General features: G+C 61.3%; 19 protein-coding genes. 11 read left to right on the top strand and 8 right to left on the bottom strand.

Going from position 1 to position 18,127, the window contains the following annotated elements:
- Nucleotides 1-215: 215 nt before the first annotated feature.
- Nucleotides 216-617, top strand: a complete 402-nt coding sequence (locus GQ39_RS25325; RefSeq protein ID WP_047535730.1) for a GFA family protein — start codon at nt 216-218, stop codon at nt 615-617.
- Here GQ39_RS25325 and GQ39_RS25320 read toward each other — a convergent pair whose 3' ends face one another.
- Entirely contained in the window at nt 618-944 is a 327-nt protein-coding gene (locus GQ39_RS25320) for a DOPA 4,5-dioxygenase family protein (RefSeq protein WP_047535729.1), read from the bottom strand.
- An 84-nt stretch (nt 945-1,028) separates the two neighbouring features.
- Here GQ39_RS25320 and GQ39_RS25315 point away from each other — a divergent pair, with 84 nt between their 5' ends.
- A complete protein-coding gene (locus GQ39_RS25315) occupies nt 1,029-1,691 on the top strand; it encodes an NAD(P)-dependent oxidoreductase (protein ID WP_047535726.1) in 663 nt (220 codons plus the stop codon).
- Here the strand turns inward: GQ39_RS25315 and GQ39_RS25310 are convergent.
- Complete coding sequence (locus GQ39_RS25310; protein WP_047535723.1) at nt 1,688-2,638, bottom strand: choline sulfate utilization transcriptional regulator; 951 nt, start codon at nt 2,636-2,638, stop codon at nt 1,688-1,690. The two genes, GQ39_RS25315 and GQ39_RS25310, sit on opposite strands and share 4 nt — an antisense overlap.
- A gap of 114 nt (nt 2,639-2,752) precedes the next feature.
- Between GQ39_RS25310 and betC the strand changes: the two genes are divergently transcribed.
- From betC to GQ39_RS25295, 3 genes are all read left to right on the top strand, one after another.
- Nucleotides 2,753-4,267 (top strand): choline-sulfatase, encoded by a 1,515-nt coding sequence (gene betC / locus GQ39_RS25305; protein ID WP_047535720.1) that lies wholly within the window; start codon nt 2,753-2,755, stop codon nt 4,265-4,267.
- A 16-nt stretch (nt 4,268-4,283) separates the two neighbouring features.
- Nucleotides 4,284-5,204, top strand: coding sequence for a choline ABC transporter substrate-binding protein (choX, locus tag GQ39_RS25300; protein ID WP_047535718.1), 921 nt, complete (start codon nt 4,284-4,286; stop codon nt 5,202-5,204).
- A gap of 107 nt (nt 5,205-5,311) precedes the next feature.
- Nucleotides 5,312-6,880 (top strand): SulP family inorganic anion transporter, encoded by a 1,569-nt coding sequence (locus GQ39_RS25295; RefSeq protein WP_047535715.1) that lies wholly within the window; start codon nt 5,312-5,314, stop codon nt 6,878-6,880.
- An 83-nt stretch (nt 6,881-6,963) separates the two neighbouring features.
- Here the strand turns inward: GQ39_RS25295 and aroE are convergent, their stop codons facing one another.
- Complete coding sequence (gene aroE, locus GQ39_RS25290) at nt 6,964-7,785, bottom strand: shikimate dehydrogenase (RefSeq protein WP_047535714.1); 822 nt, start codon at nt 7,783-7,785, stop codon at nt 6,964-6,966.
- 13 nt (nt 7,786-7,798) lie between these two features.
- On the bottom strand, nt 7,799-8,713 hold the full coding sequence (hemF, locus tag GQ39_RS25285) for an oxygen-dependent coproporphyrinogen oxidase (RefSeq protein ID WP_047535713.1): 915 nt from the start codon (nt 8,711-8,713) through the stop codon (nt 7,799-7,801).
- Between the two features lie 165 nt (nt 8,714-8,878).
- Between hemF and GQ39_RS25280 the strand changes: the two genes are divergently transcribed.
- Nucleotides 8,879-9,856, top strand: a complete 978-nt coding sequence (locus GQ39_RS25280) for an NADPH:quinone reductase (RefSeq protein WP_047535711.1) — start codon at nt 8,879-8,881, stop codon at nt 9,854-9,856.
- Between the two features lie 130 nt (nt 9,857-9,986).
- On the opposite strand, the gene GQ39_RS25275 is transcribed toward GQ39_RS25280, so the two are convergent.
- The 3 genes from GQ39_RS25275 to GQ39_RS25265 all read right to left on the bottom strand — a co-directional run bounded on the left by GQ39_RS25275 (nt 9,987) and on the right by GQ39_RS25265 (nt 12,812).
- Nucleotides 9,987-10,544, bottom strand: coding sequence for an L-threonylcarbamoyladenylate synthase (locus GQ39_RS25275; RefSeq protein WP_047535709.1), 558 nt, complete (start codon nt 10,542-10,544; stop codon nt 9,987-9,989).
- Nucleotides 10,545-10,598: 54 nt separating this feature from the next.
- A complete protein-coding gene (dprA, locus tag GQ39_RS25270) occupies nt 10,599-11,705 on the bottom strand; it encodes a DNA-processing protein DprA (protein ID WP_047535707.1) in 1,107 nt (368 codons plus the stop codon).
- Between the two features lie 81 nt (nt 11,706-11,786).
- Nucleotides 11,787-12,812 carry a LysM peptidoglycan-binding domain-containing protein gene (locus tag GQ39_RS25265; protein WP_047535705.1) on the bottom strand — a complete coding sequence of 342 codons (1,026 nt, stop codon included), beginning with the start codon at nt 12,810-12,812 and terminating at the stop codon, nt 11,787-11,789.
- A gap of 171 nt (nt 12,813-12,983) precedes the next feature.
- Between GQ39_RS25265 and def the strand changes: the two genes are divergently transcribed.
- The 5 genes from def to GQ39_RS25240 all read left to right on the top strand — a co-directional run bounded on the left by def (nt 12,984) and on the right by GQ39_RS25240 (nt 17,712).
- Nucleotides 12,984-13,490 carry a peptide deformylase gene (def, locus tag GQ39_RS25260; RefSeq protein ID WP_034149418.1) on the top strand — a complete coding sequence of 169 codons (507 nt, stop codon included), beginning with the start codon at nt 12,984-12,986 and terminating at the stop codon, nt 13,488-13,490.
- A 70-nt stretch (nt 13,491-13,560) separates the two neighbouring features.
- Nucleotides 13,561-14,520 carry a methionyl-tRNA formyltransferase gene (fmt, locus tag GQ39_RS25255; RefSeq protein ID WP_047535702.1) on the top strand — a complete coding sequence of 320 codons (960 nt, stop codon included), beginning with the start codon at nt 13,561-13,563 and terminating at the stop codon, nt 14,518-14,520.
- On the top strand, nt 14,517-15,827 hold the full coding sequence (rsmB, locus tag GQ39_RS25250; RefSeq protein WP_047535699.1) for a 16S rRNA (cytosine(967)-C(5))-methyltransferase RsmB: 1,311 nt from the start codon (nt 14,517-14,519) through the stop codon (nt 15,825-15,827). The genes fmt and rsmB overlap by 4 nt, the downstream gene beginning before the upstream one ends.
- A gap of 21 nt (nt 15,828-15,848) precedes the next feature.
- A complete protein-coding gene (gene trkA, locus GQ39_RS25245) occupies nt 15,849-17,222 on the top strand; it encodes a Trk system potassium transporter TrkA (RefSeq protein WP_047535697.1) in 1,374 nt (457 codons plus the stop codon).
- A gap of 172 nt (nt 17,223-17,394) precedes the next feature.
- Entirely contained in the window at nt 17,395-17,712 is a 318-nt protein-coding gene (locus tag GQ39_RS25240) for a tetratricopeptide repeat protein (protein WP_161793959.1), read from the top strand.
- Here GQ39_RS25240 and GQ39_RS25235 read toward each other — a convergent pair whose 3' ends face one another.
- The gene (locus GQ39_RS25235) at nt 17,713-17,952 is read right to left on the bottom strand and encodes a PilZ domain-containing protein (protein WP_047535691.1); all 240 of its coding nucleotides are present in this window, start codon (nt 17,950-17,952) and stop codon (nt 17,713-17,715) included. It abuts the gene before it with no gap.
- Nucleotides 17,953-18,127: the final 175 nt, after the last annotated feature.

Here is an 18,127-nt window from a genome sequence, read left to right as displayed (position 1 = left end):
GTAGCAGAGGGCATCAGGATCACCATTGTTGTTGTTAAATGGGCCAGGCGAGCAATCGAACGCTCGTGTTGGCCAACCGGTCTGTGCCGGCAGTGGGGGCGATCCTAATCGGGGAAGCTTTCAGCCAGCTTTCGCCGATGAAAGCATTGACCGGATGTATAACCGGTCGTCGGACAGGTTTTGAGCCCATCGATTCGGGCCCGGGAGAAAACGAGATGAATGCGCTTCACACCGGCGGTTGCCACTGCGGACAACTGCGCTATCAATTCAGCGGGCCATTGCACGATATCGCCCACTGCCATTGCTCGATTTGCCGTCGGGTCAGCGGCGGTACCGTGACGACCTGGATCACCGTGCCGGCGTCCGCCTTTCAATGGGTGGCCGGAACACCGACGCGCTACGACTCATCGGCAACCTGTGCACGATATTTCTGCGGTCACTGTGGCGCGCAACTGGCGCTGGTGACCCACCTGAGCCCTGCGAGCATCGACGTGACCATCGCCACCCTCGACCATCCCGAACAGGCGCCGGCCGAACGCCATATCTGGACCGACAACCGCTTGCCCTGGCTGCACCTGGATGAGCATTTGCCGGGCGAGCCCGAAGAAAGCATCTGATCAAAAAATAGACAGGTCCAGTGGGCGAATCGCGCCCATCCAGATGGCGTGCTCGCTGTGATCCAGCAGATCGTCGCCGGTGTCCCGGTGCAGGAACACCACAAGCCCCTTGCGATTGAGCGCCAGCCACGGCAACACATCGCCGATGAGCTCAGGTTCGAAGGCCAACTGGCAACTCCAGTCCGGATGCGGGCCGACCAAGCGCTCGTGGACGCGGCCCATCTTCAGCGGAAACAGCTGTGCTGCCTGCTCACATAACGCCCGGGCCTGATCGATGGTGCTGGCATCGAAGTAAACATGGGCGTGATAGCCCTTGATCCGTTGCATGTGAATCCCTCCAAAACCCGGTCGAACCCTCACCGTTTCCCACAGGTCACACGCCATATACGCAGGAAATATCGGAGCCTGGCCATGAAAAATGCTGAAACACCGGTGGTGAAAGTGGTGCTATATGGTGCCATGAGTAGCTTCGGCAGCGCGCTGATGGCTGAAATGTTGCGTCGCCAACATGAAGTGATCGCCATTCTCGATGACCTGACGGCCCTCGCGCCACGTCCGGGCTTGCGCACCAAGACGGGCGATCTGTTTGAGGCCGAGCGAGTCAAGCAAAGCGTGGCGGGCAGCTCGGCTGTCGTCTGTTTACTGGACGCACCGGGATTACCCTTCAACAGCGAACATGTGGAAAAGACCTTCGTGCCAGGCCCGGTCGAGCAGGTGCTGGCGGTCGATGCGTTGATCGATGGCATGCAGGCGGCGGGCGTTGCACGGTTGTTTCTGGTGGGGGACTTCGCGGTGCTGGACGATCCCGAGATTGACGACGTCCTGCAACGCCATGCAGCCGAAGAAATACGTGAAGCGCTACAAAGCAGTGCCTTGCAGTGGACGCTGGTGAACGCCCCGCGCGGCGTCTCCGGGCTGACCCTCGAACATTTCAGTCAGGTCAGCAGCAGCCTCGAGCCGGGCCTGGCAGAGCCATTGAATCGTCTGAGCCGGACTGCCGTGGGGATCGCCGACGAATTGCATTTAAACCTGCACATCGGCGAGCACGTCAACTTCATCGCGACTGAACCCTAAACCGCAATCGAGGGCAGGGCCAGACCATTGAGCGATTGCGCACTGCGGGCCTGCTCGGCCATCAACCAGTCGACAAACTGTTGAATCAGCGCCCCGCGCCGCTTGCGTTGCGGCAGGACCACGTAATAGCCCAGCCTGGATATCACCGTCTCGGCGATGGGGCGACACAACAGGCCCTGCGCCAACAAGTTATCCACAAGGTGGCGCCAGCCAATGGCCACGCCCTGACCGCCAATGGCGGCCTGTATCAGCAGGGTGTAGTTGTCGAAGCGCAACTGGCCCGGCGCCGGGGGAGAGGTAATGCCCAACTCGCGAAACACGCCGCTCCAGTCAAACCAGTTGCTGCTGTTTTCACCACGAAGGTGCAGCAACGGAAATTCCAGCAGCGACTGGGCAGGCAAGGGCAGGGATCGCTCACTCAACAACTGCGGGCTGCACACCGGGAACACTTCTTCACTGAACAGCCAATGGCTTTCGCCCTGTTTGAAGCGGCCATCACCGAACAGCACCGCCACGTCGATATCGGTACGTAGCATGTTATGGCTGCGTTCACTGGTCACCAGGCTGACATCCACTTGCGGGTGGGCCGCGTGAAAGCGGTGCAGGCGCGGCATCAGCCAATAGGCCGCGAATGCGAAATCGGTGGCGACTTGCAGCACCTCATGCTGTTGTTGTGCGCTGATAGCACTTAATCCGGCATCGATTTGCTGCAAACCGAGCTGAACTTGCTCGAAAAGAACGGTCCCGGCCTCGGTCAGTTCGATACCGCGATAGATGCGGTCGAACAGACGGGTCGCCAGTTGCTCTTCCAACCGCTTGATCTGCTGGCTGATGGCCGGTTGCGTGGTGCCGAGTTCAACGGCCGCGGCGGTGAAACTGCGTTGGCGGGCCGCGGACTCGAACGCGCGAAGCAAATCCAGGGACAGGTCACCCAAGGCGTCATACATAAGCTGCGCTTATCCTAGTCATTGCCGTGCATGGGCTTTACCGCAATGTGCATGGGTTACATGCTCGATCGCAGCACTCTCGCATAAACATCCACTATGGAATGCCGCGATCACATGAAGCGCAAGAACATTCTTTTCATCATGGCCGATCAGATGGCCGCGCCAATGTTGCCGTTCTACGGTCCTTCACCGATCAAACTGCCTAATCTAAGCCGCCTTGCCGCCCAAGGCGTGGTATTCGACGCCGCTTACTGCAACAGCCCTCTGTGCGCGCCATCGCGCTTTACCCTGGTTAGCGGCCAGTTGCCGAGCAAAATCGGCGCCTACGACAACGCGGCGGATTTCCCGGCCGACGTACCGACCTATGCCCACTACCTGCGTCGCCTCGGCTACCGCACCGCGCTATCGGGCAAGATGCATTTCTGCGGCCCGGACCAATTGCACGGCTATGAAGAACGTCTGACCAGCGATATCTATCCGGCCGACTACGGCTGGGCGGTGAACTGGGATGAGCCAGACGTGCGCCCGTCCTGGTATCACAACATGTCTTCGGTGCTTCAAGCCGGACCCTGCGTACGCACCAATCAACTCGATTTCGACGAAGAAGTGGTGTTCAAGGCCCAGCAGTATCTGTTCGATCACATCCGCGAAGACGGCGACCAGCCCTTTTGCCTGACCGTTTCGATGACTCACCCCCATGATCCGTACACCATTCCAAAAGCCTTTTGGGATCTGTACGACGACGCCGATATCCCCTTGCCTGTGACGCCGGATCAACACGAGCTCGACCCGCATTCGCAACGTTTGCTCAAGGTCTACGACCTGTGGGACAAGCCGCTGCCTGTGGATAAGATCCGTGACGCCCGCCGCGCCTATTTCGGTGCGTGCAGCTATATAGACAGTAACGTCGGCAAACTCCTGCAAACTCTCGAAGATACCGGGCTTATCGATGACACCATCATCGTGTTCTCCGGCGACCACGGTGACATGCTCGGCGAGCGGGGCCTCTGGTACAAAATGCACTGGTTTGAAATGGCGGCTCGCGTGCCCCTGTTGATAAGTGCCCCAGGGCAATTCGGCGCCGGTCGGGTCAGCGCCTCGGTGTCCACTGCCGACCTGCTGCCAACCTTCGTCGAGCTGGCGGGCGGTTCGCTGGAACCGGGTTTGCCGCTGGATGGCCGCTCACTGGTTCCGCACCTGCAAGGGCAGGGCGGCCACGACGAAGTGTTCGGCGAATACATGGCCGAAGGCACCATCAGCCCGTTGATGATGATTCGCCGCGGCGCCTACAAATTCATCTACAGCGAAGACGACCCTTGCCTGCTCTTCGATGTGCACAATGACCCGCACGAATTGGAAGAACTCAGCCAGTCGCCGCAACATCGCCAGCTGTTCGACGATTTTCTCGCCGAAGCGCGGACCCGCTGGGACATTCCCGCGATCCACCAACAGGTGCTCGCGAGCCAGCGCCGCCGGCGTTTCGTCGCCGATGCGCTGACCATCGGCAAGCTGAAGAGCTGGGATCACCAGCCGCTGGTGGACGCCAGTCAGCAGTACATGCGCAACCACATCGACCTCGATGATCTGGAGCGTAAAGCACGTTATCCACAACCCTGCCAAAACCAATAATGTTAAGGGGAAGTCCATGCAAAGGTTATCCACAGTACTGACGGTCGGGCTCCTGGCGCTGGGCAGCGCTTCGGCATTTGCCGACCAGAGCTGCGAGACGGTGAAAATGGCCGATCCTGGCTGGAGCGACATCGCCGCGACTAACGCCATCACCGGGTTTCTGCTGGACGGCATGGGCTACAAGGCCAAGGTCGACACGCTCGCGGTGCCGATCACCTATGGTGGGCTCAAGGATGGCCAGGTCGATGTGTTTCTGGGTAACTGGATGCCAGCGCAGCAGGGCTTCTACGACAAATTCGTCGCCACCGGCGATGTCACGCAACTGGCGAAGAACCTCGACGGCACCGAATTCACCCTCGCCGTCCCGGATTACGTGTGGGATGCGGGTGTGCATAACTTTGCCGACCTGAACAAGTTCGCCGACAAGTTCGACAAGAAGATCTACGGCATCGGCTCCGGCGCGCCAGCGAACGCCTCATTGCAGGAAATCATCAAGAAGAACGACTTCGACATGGGTCAGTGGAAACTGGTCGAATCCAGCGAACAGGCCATGCTCGCCGAAGTGTCTCGCGCCGTGAAAAAACAGAAGTTCGTGACCTTCCTCGGCTGGACCCCGCACCCCATGAACGTGCAGTTGAAAATGCATTACCTCAAGGGTGGCGAGCAATACTTTGGCGACACGGGCAGCGTCCACACCCTGACCCGAAAAGGTTATGCACAGGCCTGCCCGAACGTTGGCAAGCTGCTGACCAACCTGAGTTTCACCCAGGAGATGGAAAACAGCATCATGGCCGAGGTGGTAAACAAGAAAGTCAGCAACGCCGACGCGGCCAAGGCGTGGATCAAGGCCAACCCGGCGGTGCTGGACAAGTGGCTTGATGGCGTGAAGACCGTGGACGGCAAGGATGCATTACCGGCGGTGAAAGCCAAGCTCTGACAATGACCTGTGGCGAGGGCGCTTGCTCCTTCGCCACAGAAATATCCCTTGCCACACATTCACTGTCGCCCTGCTACCCTTGCGAAAACTCCCGACCGAGAGGCTCCATGGCCCTTCCCAGCCGCCACTCACTCTTTCCGTTCCTCACCTGGTTACCCCGGCAAACCCGCGCCAGCATTGGTCGTGATCTGGTTGTCGGTCTCAGTGGCGCGATTCTCGCGTTGCCACAATCCATTGCCTACGCGCTGATTGCCGGCCTGCCACCGGAATACGGTCTGTACGCGGCGATCATCCCGGTGCTGATTGCCTGTCTGTGGGGTTCGTCGTGGCATTTGATCTGCGGTCCTACGGCGGCCATCTCCATTGTCCTGTACGCCAGCGTCAGTCCTCTGGCCGTTCCCGCGACGCAGGACTACGTCACCTTGATCTTGCTGCTGACGTTCCTCGCCGGGATCTTCCAATGGCTGCTGGGTTTGTTGCGGTTCGGCGCATTGGTGAATTTCGTCTCTCACTCGGTGGTGCTGGGCTTCACGCTGGGTGCGGCCGTGGTGATTGCCATCGGCCAACTGCCCAACCTTCTGGGGCTGGACTTGCCGAGCCAGGCCACGGCACTGGACAGCTTCATCAATTTATTCAGGCATCTCGACAAGGTGGACAAACCGTCGCTCGTGCTGGGCCTGGCCACCGTCGTGGTCGGCGCGATCCTCAAACTGTTGCTACCGCGCTGGCCGACCCTGTTGATCACCCTGATGCTGGGTGCGCTGCTGGTTTGGCTCTGGCCCGCGATGTTCGGTCATGTGCAACGGGTCAGCGCCTTCACCGGAAAGTTACCGCCGTTCAGCCCGTTGCCGCTGGACCTCGACCTGATCTTGCGTCTGCTGCCCAGTGCCGTGGCCGTGGGCATGCTCGGGTTGGTGACCAGCCTGTCGATCGCTCGCTCGCTGTCCGCCCGTTCACAGCAGTTGCTTGATGCCAATCAGGAGGTTCGCGCCCAAGGTCTATCCAACATCGTCGGTGCGTTCTTTTCCGGATCGCTGTCAGCCGGTTCCTTTACCCGCTCTGGGCTGAGCTACGAGGCCGGCGCTTGTTCGCCGTTGGCGGGCGTTTTTTCGGCGTTGTGGGTGGCGCTGTTCGCGATCTTCGGCGCCAGCCTGATCGCGCACATCCCGATCCCGGCCATGGCTGGCAGCATTCTGTTGATCGCCTGGGGCTTGATCGACCATCGCGGCATTCGCGCCTTGCTGCGGGTCAGCCGTGCCGAGTTCGTGGTGATGGCGCTGACCTGCGTCGCGACCTTGCTCCTGGAATTGCAGACGGCGATCTATGCCGGGGTGCTGGCGTCGTTGTTCTTCTACCTCAAGCGCACCTCACAGCCACGGGTTCAACATATACGCGAGGGTGATGAGGACATTCTGCGGGTCGGCGGCTCGATCTTCTTCGGCGCCAGCCATTACTTGCAGGTGCGTTTGCAACGGATGCACGGCGCACGGGTGGTGATCGAGGCGCAGCAGATCAACTTCATCGACTATTCGGGCGTGGAAATGCTGCATCAGGAAGCGCGGCGACTGCTGCGCCAGAATCGCAGCCTGACCCTGCGCCAGGCGCGGCCGCAGGTGGTGGAAGAACTGAGGAAGTTGGAAGGGGCAGAGAAATGTCCGATCCGGTTTGAGGACTGAAACACCATGGTTGTGACAACCGCATAGCCTGTGGCGAGGGAGCTTGCTCCCGCTCGGGTGCGAAGCGCCCTCGCCACAAAGGCCTAGAGGGCCAGCTGCCGACGCAGCTCGGCCAGCACCGGCGCCGTATCCGGGCGCACGCCGCGCCACAGGAAAAAAGCCTCCGCCGCTTGTTCGGCGAGCATGCCCAAGCCATCCATCGCCACCGCTGCACCGTGTTCGCTGGCCCAGCGGCAGAAGGAGGTCGGTTCCTTGCCGTACATCATGTCGTAGCACACCGTTTTGCCCGGCTCGATCAGGCTGCTGGCAATCGGCGGGACTTCGCCCGAAAGGCTGGCGGACGTCGCGTTGATGATCAGGTCCACCGATTCCTGCAACCAGTCAAAACCGCTGGCCGATACCGGGCCCAGGTCGCAGAACAGCTCCGCCAGCAACTCCGCCTTGTCCACTGTGCGGTTGGCGATGATCACCGACGCCGGTTGTTCTGCCAGCAAGGGTTCCAGTGCACCGCGCACCGCGCCGCCAGCACCGAGCAGCAGGATGCGCTTGTCCTTGAGGCTGAACCCGGCGTTGACCGTCAGGTCGCGCACGAGGCCGGCACCGTCGGTGTTATCGCCCAGCAGAGTGCCATCGGCCAGTTTGCTCAGGGTATTCACCGCCCCGGCCCGTCGTGCCCGCGCCGTCAGGCTGTCGGCCAAAAGGTAGGCTTCTTCCTTGAACGGCACTGTGACATTGGCCCCACGACCCTCGAGGAAAAACGCCCGGGCACAGCCGGAAAAATCGTCGAGCGGCGCCAGCGAGGCGCTGTAGTCGAGTTTCTGCCCAGTCTGCTCGGCAAACAGGCGATGGATCAGCGGCGACTTGCTGTGACCAATCGGGTTGCCGAATACGACGTAACGGTCCATCAGGATTCCTCGTTCAGGCCTTGGCCAACCAATCGCGGTCTTGCAGGAAGTATTCAGTCAGGCGCGCTTCTTCGCTGCCCGGTTCGGCTTTCCAGTCATAACCCCAGCGCACTTGCGGCGGCAGGGACATGAGGATCGACTCGGTACGCCCGCCCGATTGCAGGCCGAACAAGGTGCCACGGTCGTAAACCAGGTTGAACTCGACGTAACGCCCGCGGCGGAACTCCTGGAACTCTCGCTGTTTGGCGGTGAACGCATCGTTCTTGCGCCGTTGCACGATCGGCAGATAAGCCTCGATATAGGCGTCGCCGATGGCGCGCATGAAGGCGAAACTGGTGTCGAAGTCCCACTCGTTCAGGTCGTCGAAAAACAGGCCGCCGATGCCCCGTGGCTCGTGGCGATGCTTGATATGGAAGTAGCTGTCGCACCAGGCCTTGTAGCGCGAATAGACCTCCGGACCGAACGGCGCGCAGGCTTGCTCGGCGATGCGGTGCCAGTGCACGCAGTCTTCTTCATTGCCGTAGTAAGGGGTCAGGTCGAAGCCGCCGCCGAACCACCAGACCGGCTCTTCGCCTTCTTTTTCGGCGATGAAAAACCGCACGTTGGCGTGGGAGGTCGGTACGTGCGGGTTGTGCGGGTGGATCACCAGGGACACGCCCAGGGCTTCGAACCCGCGCCCGGCCAGTTCTGGCCGATGGGCACTGGCGGACGGGGGCAGGCCGCTGCCGAAAACGTGGGAAAAATTGACGCCGCCCTTTTCGATGACTGCGCCGTTTTCGATCACCCGCGTACGTCCGCCTCCACCGGCAGGCCGGTTCCAGGCGTCTTCGACGAAGCGCGTGCCACCGTCTTCGGCTTCCAGGGCAGCGCAAATGCGGTCTTGCAGGTCGAGCAGGTAGGCTTTTACGGCCTCGGTGCGGGTAGTCATGGCATCACCTTGGATCGGGCAAAGCTACGCGGTGCTCCATTGGAGCTCAGCCGGCGCAAATGGGCGCGTAGCATACCACCGCCGATGCGCTCGTCGCAGTTGACGAAGATCAAGCTTAGGAGTCCGATAGGACGCTTTGGTAGAAACGATCTCAGGAGAGTGCAGATGGCAAAGCGTATTCAGTTCCGTGCCCACGGTGGCCCCGAAGTGCTCGAGTATGTGGATTACCAACCCGCCGAGCCCGGCCCGCAACAGGTCCGCGTGAGCAACAAGGCCATCGGCCTGAACTTCATCGATACCTATTACCGCAGCGGCCTCTATTCGCCGCCGTCCCTGCCATCGGGCGTGGGCTCCGAAGGGGCGGGCGTGGTCGAGGCGGTCGGCAGCGAAGTGACCCGGTTCAAGGTGGGTGATCGCGTGGCCTATGGCAGCGGGCCGTTGGGCGCCTACAGTGACGTGCATGTATTGCCCGAAGCCAACCTGGTGCATCTGCCGGACGCCATCAGCTTCGAACAAGCTGCCGGGGTCATGCTCAAAGGCCTGACCGTGCAATACCTGTTGCGCCAGACCTATGAACTCAAGGGCGGCGAAACCATCCTGTTCCACGCCGCGGCCGGTGGCGTGGGCTCCCTGGCGTGCCAATGGGCCAAAGCATTGGGCGTGAAGTTGATCGGCACCGTGAGTTCAGCGCAGAAAGCCGCACTGGCCAAGGCCAATGGCGCCTGGGCGACCATCGACTACAGCCATGAAAACGTCGCACAGCGCGTACTGGAATTGACTGACGGCAAAAAGGTCTCGGTGGTGTACGACGGCGTCGGCAAGGACACCTGGCTGACTTCGCTCGACAGCGTGGCGCCCCGGGGTCTGGTGGTGAGTTTCGGCAATGCGTCCGGTGCGGTGGACGGGGTGAACCTGGGGATTCTGGCGGCGAAGGGTTCGCTGTACGTGACCCGCCCGACACTGGCGACCTACGCCAACAACGCCGAGAACCTGCAGCGAATGGCCGACGAACTGTTCGAGATGATCATCAGCGGCAAGCTGACGGTCGATATCAGCCAGCGTTATCCACTGGCTGAAGCGGCGAAGGCACAGACCGAGTTGTCGGCGCGACGCACGACCGGGTCGGTTGTTCTGTTGCCTTAAGATTTTCAGCGACTGGCAGGGCCTCATCGCTGGCAAGCCAGCTCCCACAGGTATCGGTGGTGAATACAAATACTGTGAACACCCGAAATCACTGTGGGAGCTGGTTTGCCAGCGAACGATGACGCGAACGTCAACCCGCGCGCATGACCTGGCCGGTCGCCAGATCGCGAATCACACTCGGATTCTTGCGCCCGCCGAGGTTCCCGCCCAACACCAGATCAAGCTGTCCACGGAAATACTGCTCTACGCGAATCCGCGTGCGCGCCGCCGGCCGGCCCTGAGGGTTGGCGGACGTCGATACCAGCGGCCCGACCAGTGAGCACAAGTCCCGCACCAGCGGGTGATCGCTGACCCGCAGGGCCACGGTTTCATGCACCCCGGTAATCCACTGCGGCAACATGTTCTGATGCGGCACCAGCCAGGTGTTCGGCCCCGGCCAGGTGCTGGCCATGCGATCCATCCACAGCTCAGGGAAGTCTTCGAAGAGGAAGTCGAACTGACGGATGTTGTCGGCGACCAGAATCAGGCCCTTATCCACAGACCGGCCCTTGAGCAGCAACAGCCGCTCCACGGCCTCTTCGTCCCACGGGTCACAACCCAGACCCCAGACTGCTTCGGTTGGGTAGGCAATCACCGCCCCGGCGCGAATTGCTTGCGCGGCTTGTTGCACACGCCAACTGTTGACCATGAAAAACACTCCAGAATAAGGCTCTGCGCAGTTTACCGATCTTGTTTATAAAACCTAGCTCACTCGTGCAAACCAGCGGCCGTTTTCGCAAACCGCACGCCCTTCCATCTCCAGTTCCGTCAACGCCCCCAGCACTTTGGGCAAAGCCCAGCCGCTGGCATCGGCCAGTGCCTCACTGGAGAGCGGCGCGGCGTGAAGCAGGGTCAGCAACGGGTGAGGCGCAGCCGTCGCAGACACTTCTGTGGAAAACGGCAGCTGCTGCCAGCCGCGCAGAGCTTCGAGGATGTGCTCGACGGTTTCCACCAGCACGGCACCGTCGCGGATCAGTTGATGGCAACCGCGGGCGCCGGGGTGATGGATCGACCCGGGAATCGCATACACCTCACGCCCCTGTTCCGCCGCGAGCCTCGCGGTAATCAACGAACCGCTGGCCACACTGGCCTCCACCACCAGCACGCCGAGGGACAAACCGCTGATGATCCGGTTGCGTCGCGGGAAGTTGCTGGCGCTCGGACCGGCATCCAGCGGGAACTCCGAAAGCACGGCGCTTCCGGTGGCAATCATCGCGTCGGCCAGTCGTCGATTGCGCTGTGGATAAAACTTTTCAAGACCCGTGCCAAGCACGCCGACCGTTTGCCCGCCAATGTCCAACGCCGCCTGATGAGCGGCCGCGTCAATGCCCAGGGCCAGACCGCTGGTAATGACAACTCCGGCGCCGGCCAGGCTGCGGGAAAACGCAGCAGCAGTATCCATGCCCGGTCGTGACGCACGACGACTGCCGACCATCGCCAACTGCGGCTTTTCCAGAATGCCGGGGTCGCCGGCGACGAATAACAGCGGCGGCGCGTCGCTGATCTGCGCCAGCAGTGAAGGGTAGTCAGGCTGGTCCCACATCAGTAAATGCTGGCCCGGACGCTCTAGCCAGGCCAAAGCATGACTGGCGCCATCGCGAATTTCAGCGCATCGCCGGGCCTCGGAACAGGCCAGCGGCAAACCCAGCGCACGCCAGGCACTGGCGGGTGCGCTGATGGCTTTGGACGCCGAACCGAACGCCTCCAGCAGTTTCTTGAAACGCGCCGGCCCCAGTTCAGGTAGACGGTGCAGACGTAAACGAGCTTCCAGTTCCGCAGGGGAAACCGGTGCAGTGGCAAGCATCGACATGGATCATCCTTGATCGTTATGAGCACCCGTACAAACGGGAATAAGCTGTGGATAACTCTGTTGGTAACTTGTGAAGCACGCTTACGGATTTCGTACCTTGTCCATCACCGCCAGCGAGCGCGATGCGTTGAGTACCAGCCCGTAGCTCAGCTTGTCGTAGGTGCGGAAAACCATCAGCAGTCCGGCGCGCTCATCGGGAATTTTCAGCGGCTGGCCGGTGATCCGGTCGCGCACGGTTTCGCCGGTCTTCATCACCTCCAGGACATTGCCTTCTGCCAAACCGTCGCGTTGGCCCTTGTTCAGGGTGACCACGTCGAGCGCGCCCACCTGGGTGACGCCGCGCGGGACATCGATGATCAAACCGTTGATTTCGTTTTTCGGGGCACTGGGCATGAAGGTCGTGTTGATCGAGCGTTCTTCACCGCTGAACAAACGGTCGCCGAGGCGCACCTCCTGAGTCGTGCGTTGCAGCGCCAGCGTGGCGACGTCGCCTTCGGTGGCGAGGACTTCTCCGCTGCCGATGTCATCCGCGTTGATCCCCAGAAACGCCTGGGTCTGTGGATCGGTGTAGGTCTTGCCCTGACGGAAGATGCCGTAGACCGGCTGTGCCGGGTCGAATTGGCCGCGAGCGAAGATGCGATCACCAACGCCGCTGAGCACCCGTTCGGCGTCCCCGGCCACGATGTAGGGCGCCTTGTCGAAATCCTCGACCTTGTCGACGATGCGGTTGCTCAGCAGAAAGCTTTTGATCGACCTCAGAGGAATGCTCGGAATGGCTTCCGCCACCGGGCTGCTGCGCACCCGTGGCGAGAGCTTGAGGGTGCCTCGGGACGCACCGCGATCGAGGGTCAACCGTGGCTGGCCATTGACGTAGACGAGCGACAGCGAGTCGCCGGGATAAATGAGATCGGGGTTTTCGATCCGCGGATTGGCCTGCCAGAGCTCGGGCCACTGCCACGGCTCACGGAGGAATTTTGCCGAGATGTCCCAGAGTGTGTCCCCTGCGACCACTGTGTATTGCTGTGGAAAACCTTCCCTGAGTTGCACTTGCCCATGTGCCCAGCCTGCCGAGGCCAGAAGGAGCAAGGCGAGTAGTGATTTCCTCATGCGGTGAATCCCTTTATTATGTGCGTTCGCGTGAAACGCCAGAGCCGTCAGTGGCTCGCTCCCGGCTTGCTTATGAATAGAAGGGAGCTACGTTTTACATAGATAGCCTGCATCTTCGGACTCGCCAGGCCATCGATCCGACCTTACTTCACACGTGCAGTCATCAAGCTTATGGCCATTTTAAACATCCTCGAATTCCCTGATCCGCGCCTGCGCACTATCGCCAAACCAGTGGCCGTAGTGGACGACGAAGTGCGTCAGTTGGTCGATGACATGTTTGAAACAATGTATGAAGCACCGGGCATCGGCCTCGCCGCGACCCAGGTCAACGTGCACAAACGTATCGTCGTGATGGACCTCTCCGAAGACCGCACCGAACCGCGTGTGTTCATCAACCCTGAGCTCGAGCCCCTGACCGACGACATGGGTCAGTATCAGGAAGGCTGCCTGTCGGTGCCGGGTTTCTACGAAAACGTCGATCGCCCACAACGGGTCAAGGTCAAGGCTTTGGACCGCGACGGTCAACCTTACGAACTGATCGCCGAAGATCTGCTCGCGGTGTGCATCCAGCACGAATGCGACCACCTGAACGGCAAATTGTTCGTCGATTACCTGTCGACGCTCAAACGCGACCGGATCAAGAAGAAGCTGGAAAAGCTCCATCGCCAGAACGCTTGATGCCCTCCTTCAAAGGCTTGCTGCGGCAAGCCTTTTTCTTTTCAAGATGCTTTGCAATAGAGAGCCCTTCATGACTGAGCCACTGCGCATCGTCTTTGCCGGCACCCCGGAATTCGCCGCTGAACACCTCAAGGCCCTGTTGAACAGCCCTTATGAGATCGTTGCGGTCTACACCCAGCCGGATCGCCCGGCAGGCCGTGGCCAGAAGCTGATGCCGAGCCCGGTCAAGCAGCTTGCTCTGGAACACAACCTCCCGGTGCTGCAACCGCCAACACTGCGCAACGAAGACGCCCAGGCTGAACTGGCCGCACTGAAACCGGACTTGATGGTGGTGGTCGCCTACGGCCTGATCCTGCCGCAAGTGGTGCTGGATATTCCGCGCCTGGGCTGCATCAATAGCCATGCCTCGCTGCTGCCGCGCTGGCGCGGTGCGGCGCCGATCCAGCGCGCCGTGCAAGCGGGCGACGCCGAGAGCGGCGTGACCGTGATGCGCATGGAAGCGGGACTCGACACCGGGCCGATGCTGCTCAAGGTCATCACGCCGATCTGCGCCGAAGACACCGGCGGCAGCCTGCATGATCGCCTGGCCGAAATGGGCCCGCCTGCGGTGATTCAAGCCATTGCCGGCCTCGCTGCCGGCACGCTGGTAGGCGAAGTGCAGGACGACAGCCTGGCTACCTACGCGCACAAGCTGAACAAGGACGAAGCCCGCATCGACTGGACCCGCCCGGCGATTGAGCTGGAACGCCTGGTCCGTGCTTTCAACCCATGGCCGATCACCCACAGCACGTTGAACGGCGAAGCGCTGAAAGTGTTGGCCGCGAGCCTCACGCAAGGAAAGGGCACACCGGGTGAAATCCTCGGCGCCAGCAAGGACGGGCTCATCGTCGCCTGCGGTGAGCAGGCGCTGTGCCTGACCCGCCTGCAATTGCCCGGCGGCAAAGCGCTGAACTTCAGCGACTTGTTCAACAGCCGTCGTGAGAAATTCGCGGTGGGCACCGTCCTCGGTCAAACGGCGGACGCTCAATGAACCCGCGTCTGGCCGCCGCCAAGGCACTGGCTGCTGTTCTCAGCGGAAAAGCCTCTCTCAACAGTTCGCTGCCTACGCAAATGGACAAGGTCGAAGATCGCGATCGCAGTTTCACCCAGGACCTGGCGTTCGGCACCGCACGCTGGCAGCCGCGATTGTCGGCGCTGGCGGCCAAACTGCTGCAGAAGCCTTTCAAGGCAGCGGACGCCGATGTTGAAGCCTTGTTGCTGGTCGGCCTCTACCAGTTGCTCTACACCCGCGTGCCGGCCCACGCCGCCATCGGTGAAACCGTCGGTTGCGCTGACAAACTGAAAAAACCTTGGGCCAAAGCCTTGCTCAACGCCGTGCTGCGCCGCGCCCAACGGGAGAGCGAAACGCTGCTGGCGGAGCTGGAACACGACCCGGTAGTGCGTACCGCCCATCCGCGCTGGCTGCAAAAATCCCTGAAAGCGTTCTGGCCGCAACAATGGGAAGCCATTTGCGCGGCGAACAATGCTCACCCGCCGATGATCCTGCGCGTCAATCGACGCCATCACACCCGCGACGCCTACCTCGACTTGCTGAGCGAGGCCGGCATCGCCGCCCGTGCATGCGTTTACAGCCGCGATGGCATCATCCTCGACGCCGCCACCGACGTGCGCAGCCTGCCCGGGTTCGCCGAAGGCTGGATCAGCGTGCAGGATGAAGCGGCGCAACTGGCCGCCGATCTGCTTGACCTGGCGCCCGGCCAACGGGTGCTGGACGCCTGCTGTGCACCGGGGGGCAAAACCTGCCACATCCTCGAGGCCGAGCCGGCATTGGCGGGCGTGGTGGCCGTGGATCTGGAAGCCAAACGCCTGGTACGCGTGCGTGAAAACCTCGAACGCCTGGGCCTGAGCGCCGAGCTGATCGCCGCCGACGGTCGCGACACCGCCACCTGGTGGGATGGCAAGCCGTTCCAGCGCATCCTGCTGGACGCGCCGTGCTCGGCCACCGGCGTGATTCGCCGTCACCCGGACATCAAGCTCACCCGCCAGCCCGATGACATCGCCGCACTGGCGCTGCTGCAAGGCGAGCTACTGGATGCCCTGTGGAAAACCCTGGAGGTCGGCGGCATTTTGCTCTACGCCACCTGCTCCACGCTGCCGACCGAGAACACCGAAGTCATCGAAGCGTTCCTTGCCCGCACGCCGGGCGCCCGAGAACTGGACCTCGCGACGGCGGCCGGCATCAAGCAACCCCATGGTCGCCAATTGCTCGCACAAGAAGGCGGCCACGATGGCTTCTATTACGCCAAGCTGATCAAGATCGCCGCCGCGCGCGGTTAACGGATTCAATGGAGTGACTGGATGAAAATCATCATCCTCGGTGCAGGGCAGGTCGGCGGTTCGCTGGCGGAGCATTTGGCCAGCGAGGCCAACGACATCACGGTGGTCGACACCGACAGCGAGCGCCTGCGCGATCTCGGCGACCGCCTGGACATCCGCACGGTCCAGGGTCGCGGCTCACTGCCGACGGTACTGCGCCAGGCTGGAGCGGACGACGCCGACATGCTGGTGGCCGTGACCAACAGTGACGAGACCAACATGGTCGCCTGCCAGGTGGCCCACACCCTGTTCCACACCCCCACCAAAATCGCCCGCGTGCGCGAAGCGGCGTACCTCACGCGCTCTGAACTGTTCGATAACGAAGCGATTCCGGTGGACGTGTTGATCAGCCCGGAACAAGTGGTCACCAACTACATCAAACGCCTGATCCAGCATCCGGGTGCGTTGCAGGTGATCGACTTCGCCGAGGGCAAGGCGCAACTGGTCGCGGTACGGGCCTATTACGGCGGACCGCTGGTGGGTCAGCAATTGCGGCAGTTGCGCGAGCACATGCCGAATGTCGAAACCCGCGTGGCGGCCATTTTCCGTCGCGATCGCCCGATCCTGCCCCAGGGCGATACGGTGATCGAAGCGGACGACGAAGTGTTTTTCATCGCCGCCAAAGCGAACATTCGCGCGGTGATGAGCGAAATGCGCCGTCTCGACGAGACCTACAAACGCATCGTCATCGCCGGCGGCGGGCAGATCGGCGAGCGCCTGGCCGAGGCCATCGAGAGCCGTTACCAGGTGAAAATCATTGAAATGAACCCGGCACGCTGCCGCCATCTCTCGGACACCCTCGACAGCACCGTCGTGCTGCAGGGCAGTGCCTCCGACCGCGACTTGTTGATAGAAGAAAACATCGCCGATGCGGACATCTTCCTGGCCCTGACCAATGACGACGAAGCCAACATCATGTCGTCGCTGCTGGCCAAACGCCTGGGCGCGAAGAAGGTGATGACCATCATCAATAACCCGGCCTACGTCGACCTGATTCAGGGCGGCGACATCGACATCGCCATCAGTCCGCAACTGGCGACCATCGGCACCTTGCTGGCCCACGTGCGCCGTGGCGACATCGTCAGCGTGCACTCACTGCGCCGGGGCGCGGCGGAAGCCATCGAGGCCATTGCCCACGGTGATGCGAAATCGAGCAAGGTCATCGGAAAAGCCATCGAGAACATCGGCCTGCCGCCGGGCACGACCATCGGCGCGATCATCCGCGACGAAGAAGTGATCATTGCCCACGACGACACGGTGATCGAAACTGGCGACCACGTGATTCTGTTCCTTGTGGATAAAAAGCATATTCGGGATGTGGAGAAACTGTTCCATGTGGGACTCAGTTTCTTCTGATCGGCATTCTGCAGTGGCCTGACTGGCCTCTTCGCGGGCAAGCCCGCTCCCACAGGAATCCAGGCGTACACAACCTATGTGTTCGCCGCAAAACACTGTGGGAGCGGGCTTGCCCGCGAATGCGATCCACAGAACACATAGATATCCCTGAATAATCTCAACAAGGAATTCACTGATGATCGAATCCCTGGAAAAAATGCTCGCCAAGGGTGTGGATAACTCATTGCTGCGGTTCGGCCTGGGCAAGGGCTACCTGGATCTGGGGGAGAACGCCAAGGCTGTGGAGCATTTCCAGCGTTGCGTCGAGATTGATCCGAAGTATTCGGCCGCGTGGAAGCTATTGGGCAAGGCCCATCAGGCCCTGGAGAACTATCCCGCCGCAAGACAGGCCTGGGAGCAAGGCCTGGAGGCGGCCAAAGCCCATGGCGACAAACAGGCCGAGAAAGAAATGACGGTATTCCTGAAAAAGCTCGATCGGCAGGCGCACTGATCAGAGATAACGCAAATCAATGCCTTCGGCATCCACTTGCACCACTTCCATGCGCACACGCGGCGCGCCGGCGGGCAAGCCCTGCACCTGTCCGTAAACCACCGCGCCCCTGGGTAGAGCCGACAAGGCCGGATGTTTGACGTAGACACCCGTGGCCGACAGATTGCGCGTCTGGCCCAGGCATTCGCCGAAGCTGTCATGACTGATCTTGATGCGAAATGATTTGCGTTGTTCGGACATCTACTGCGCCCTTATGAACGTATTGTGGATAACTTGTAGGAGCGAGCCTGCTCCGGGCGGCGCTCCGACGATGGTCGTGAACGATGACGCGGGAAGTCTGATTCCCCGTGGTGCCCTCAGGTCCATCGCGAGCGGGCTCGCTCCTACAAGTTATCCACAGACTGTGCCAATTGTT

Origin of the sequence: Pseudomonas sp. 11/12A (assembly GCF_000800055.1) — a bacterium.
GTDB classification, from domain to species: domain Bacteria; phylum Pseudomonadota; class Gammaproteobacteria; order Pseudomonadales; family Pseudomonadaceae; genus Aquipseudomonas; species Aquipseudomonas mohnii.
Note: the sequence above shows the minus strand (reverse complement) of the source record. Positions and strands in the feature narration are given on the sequence as shown.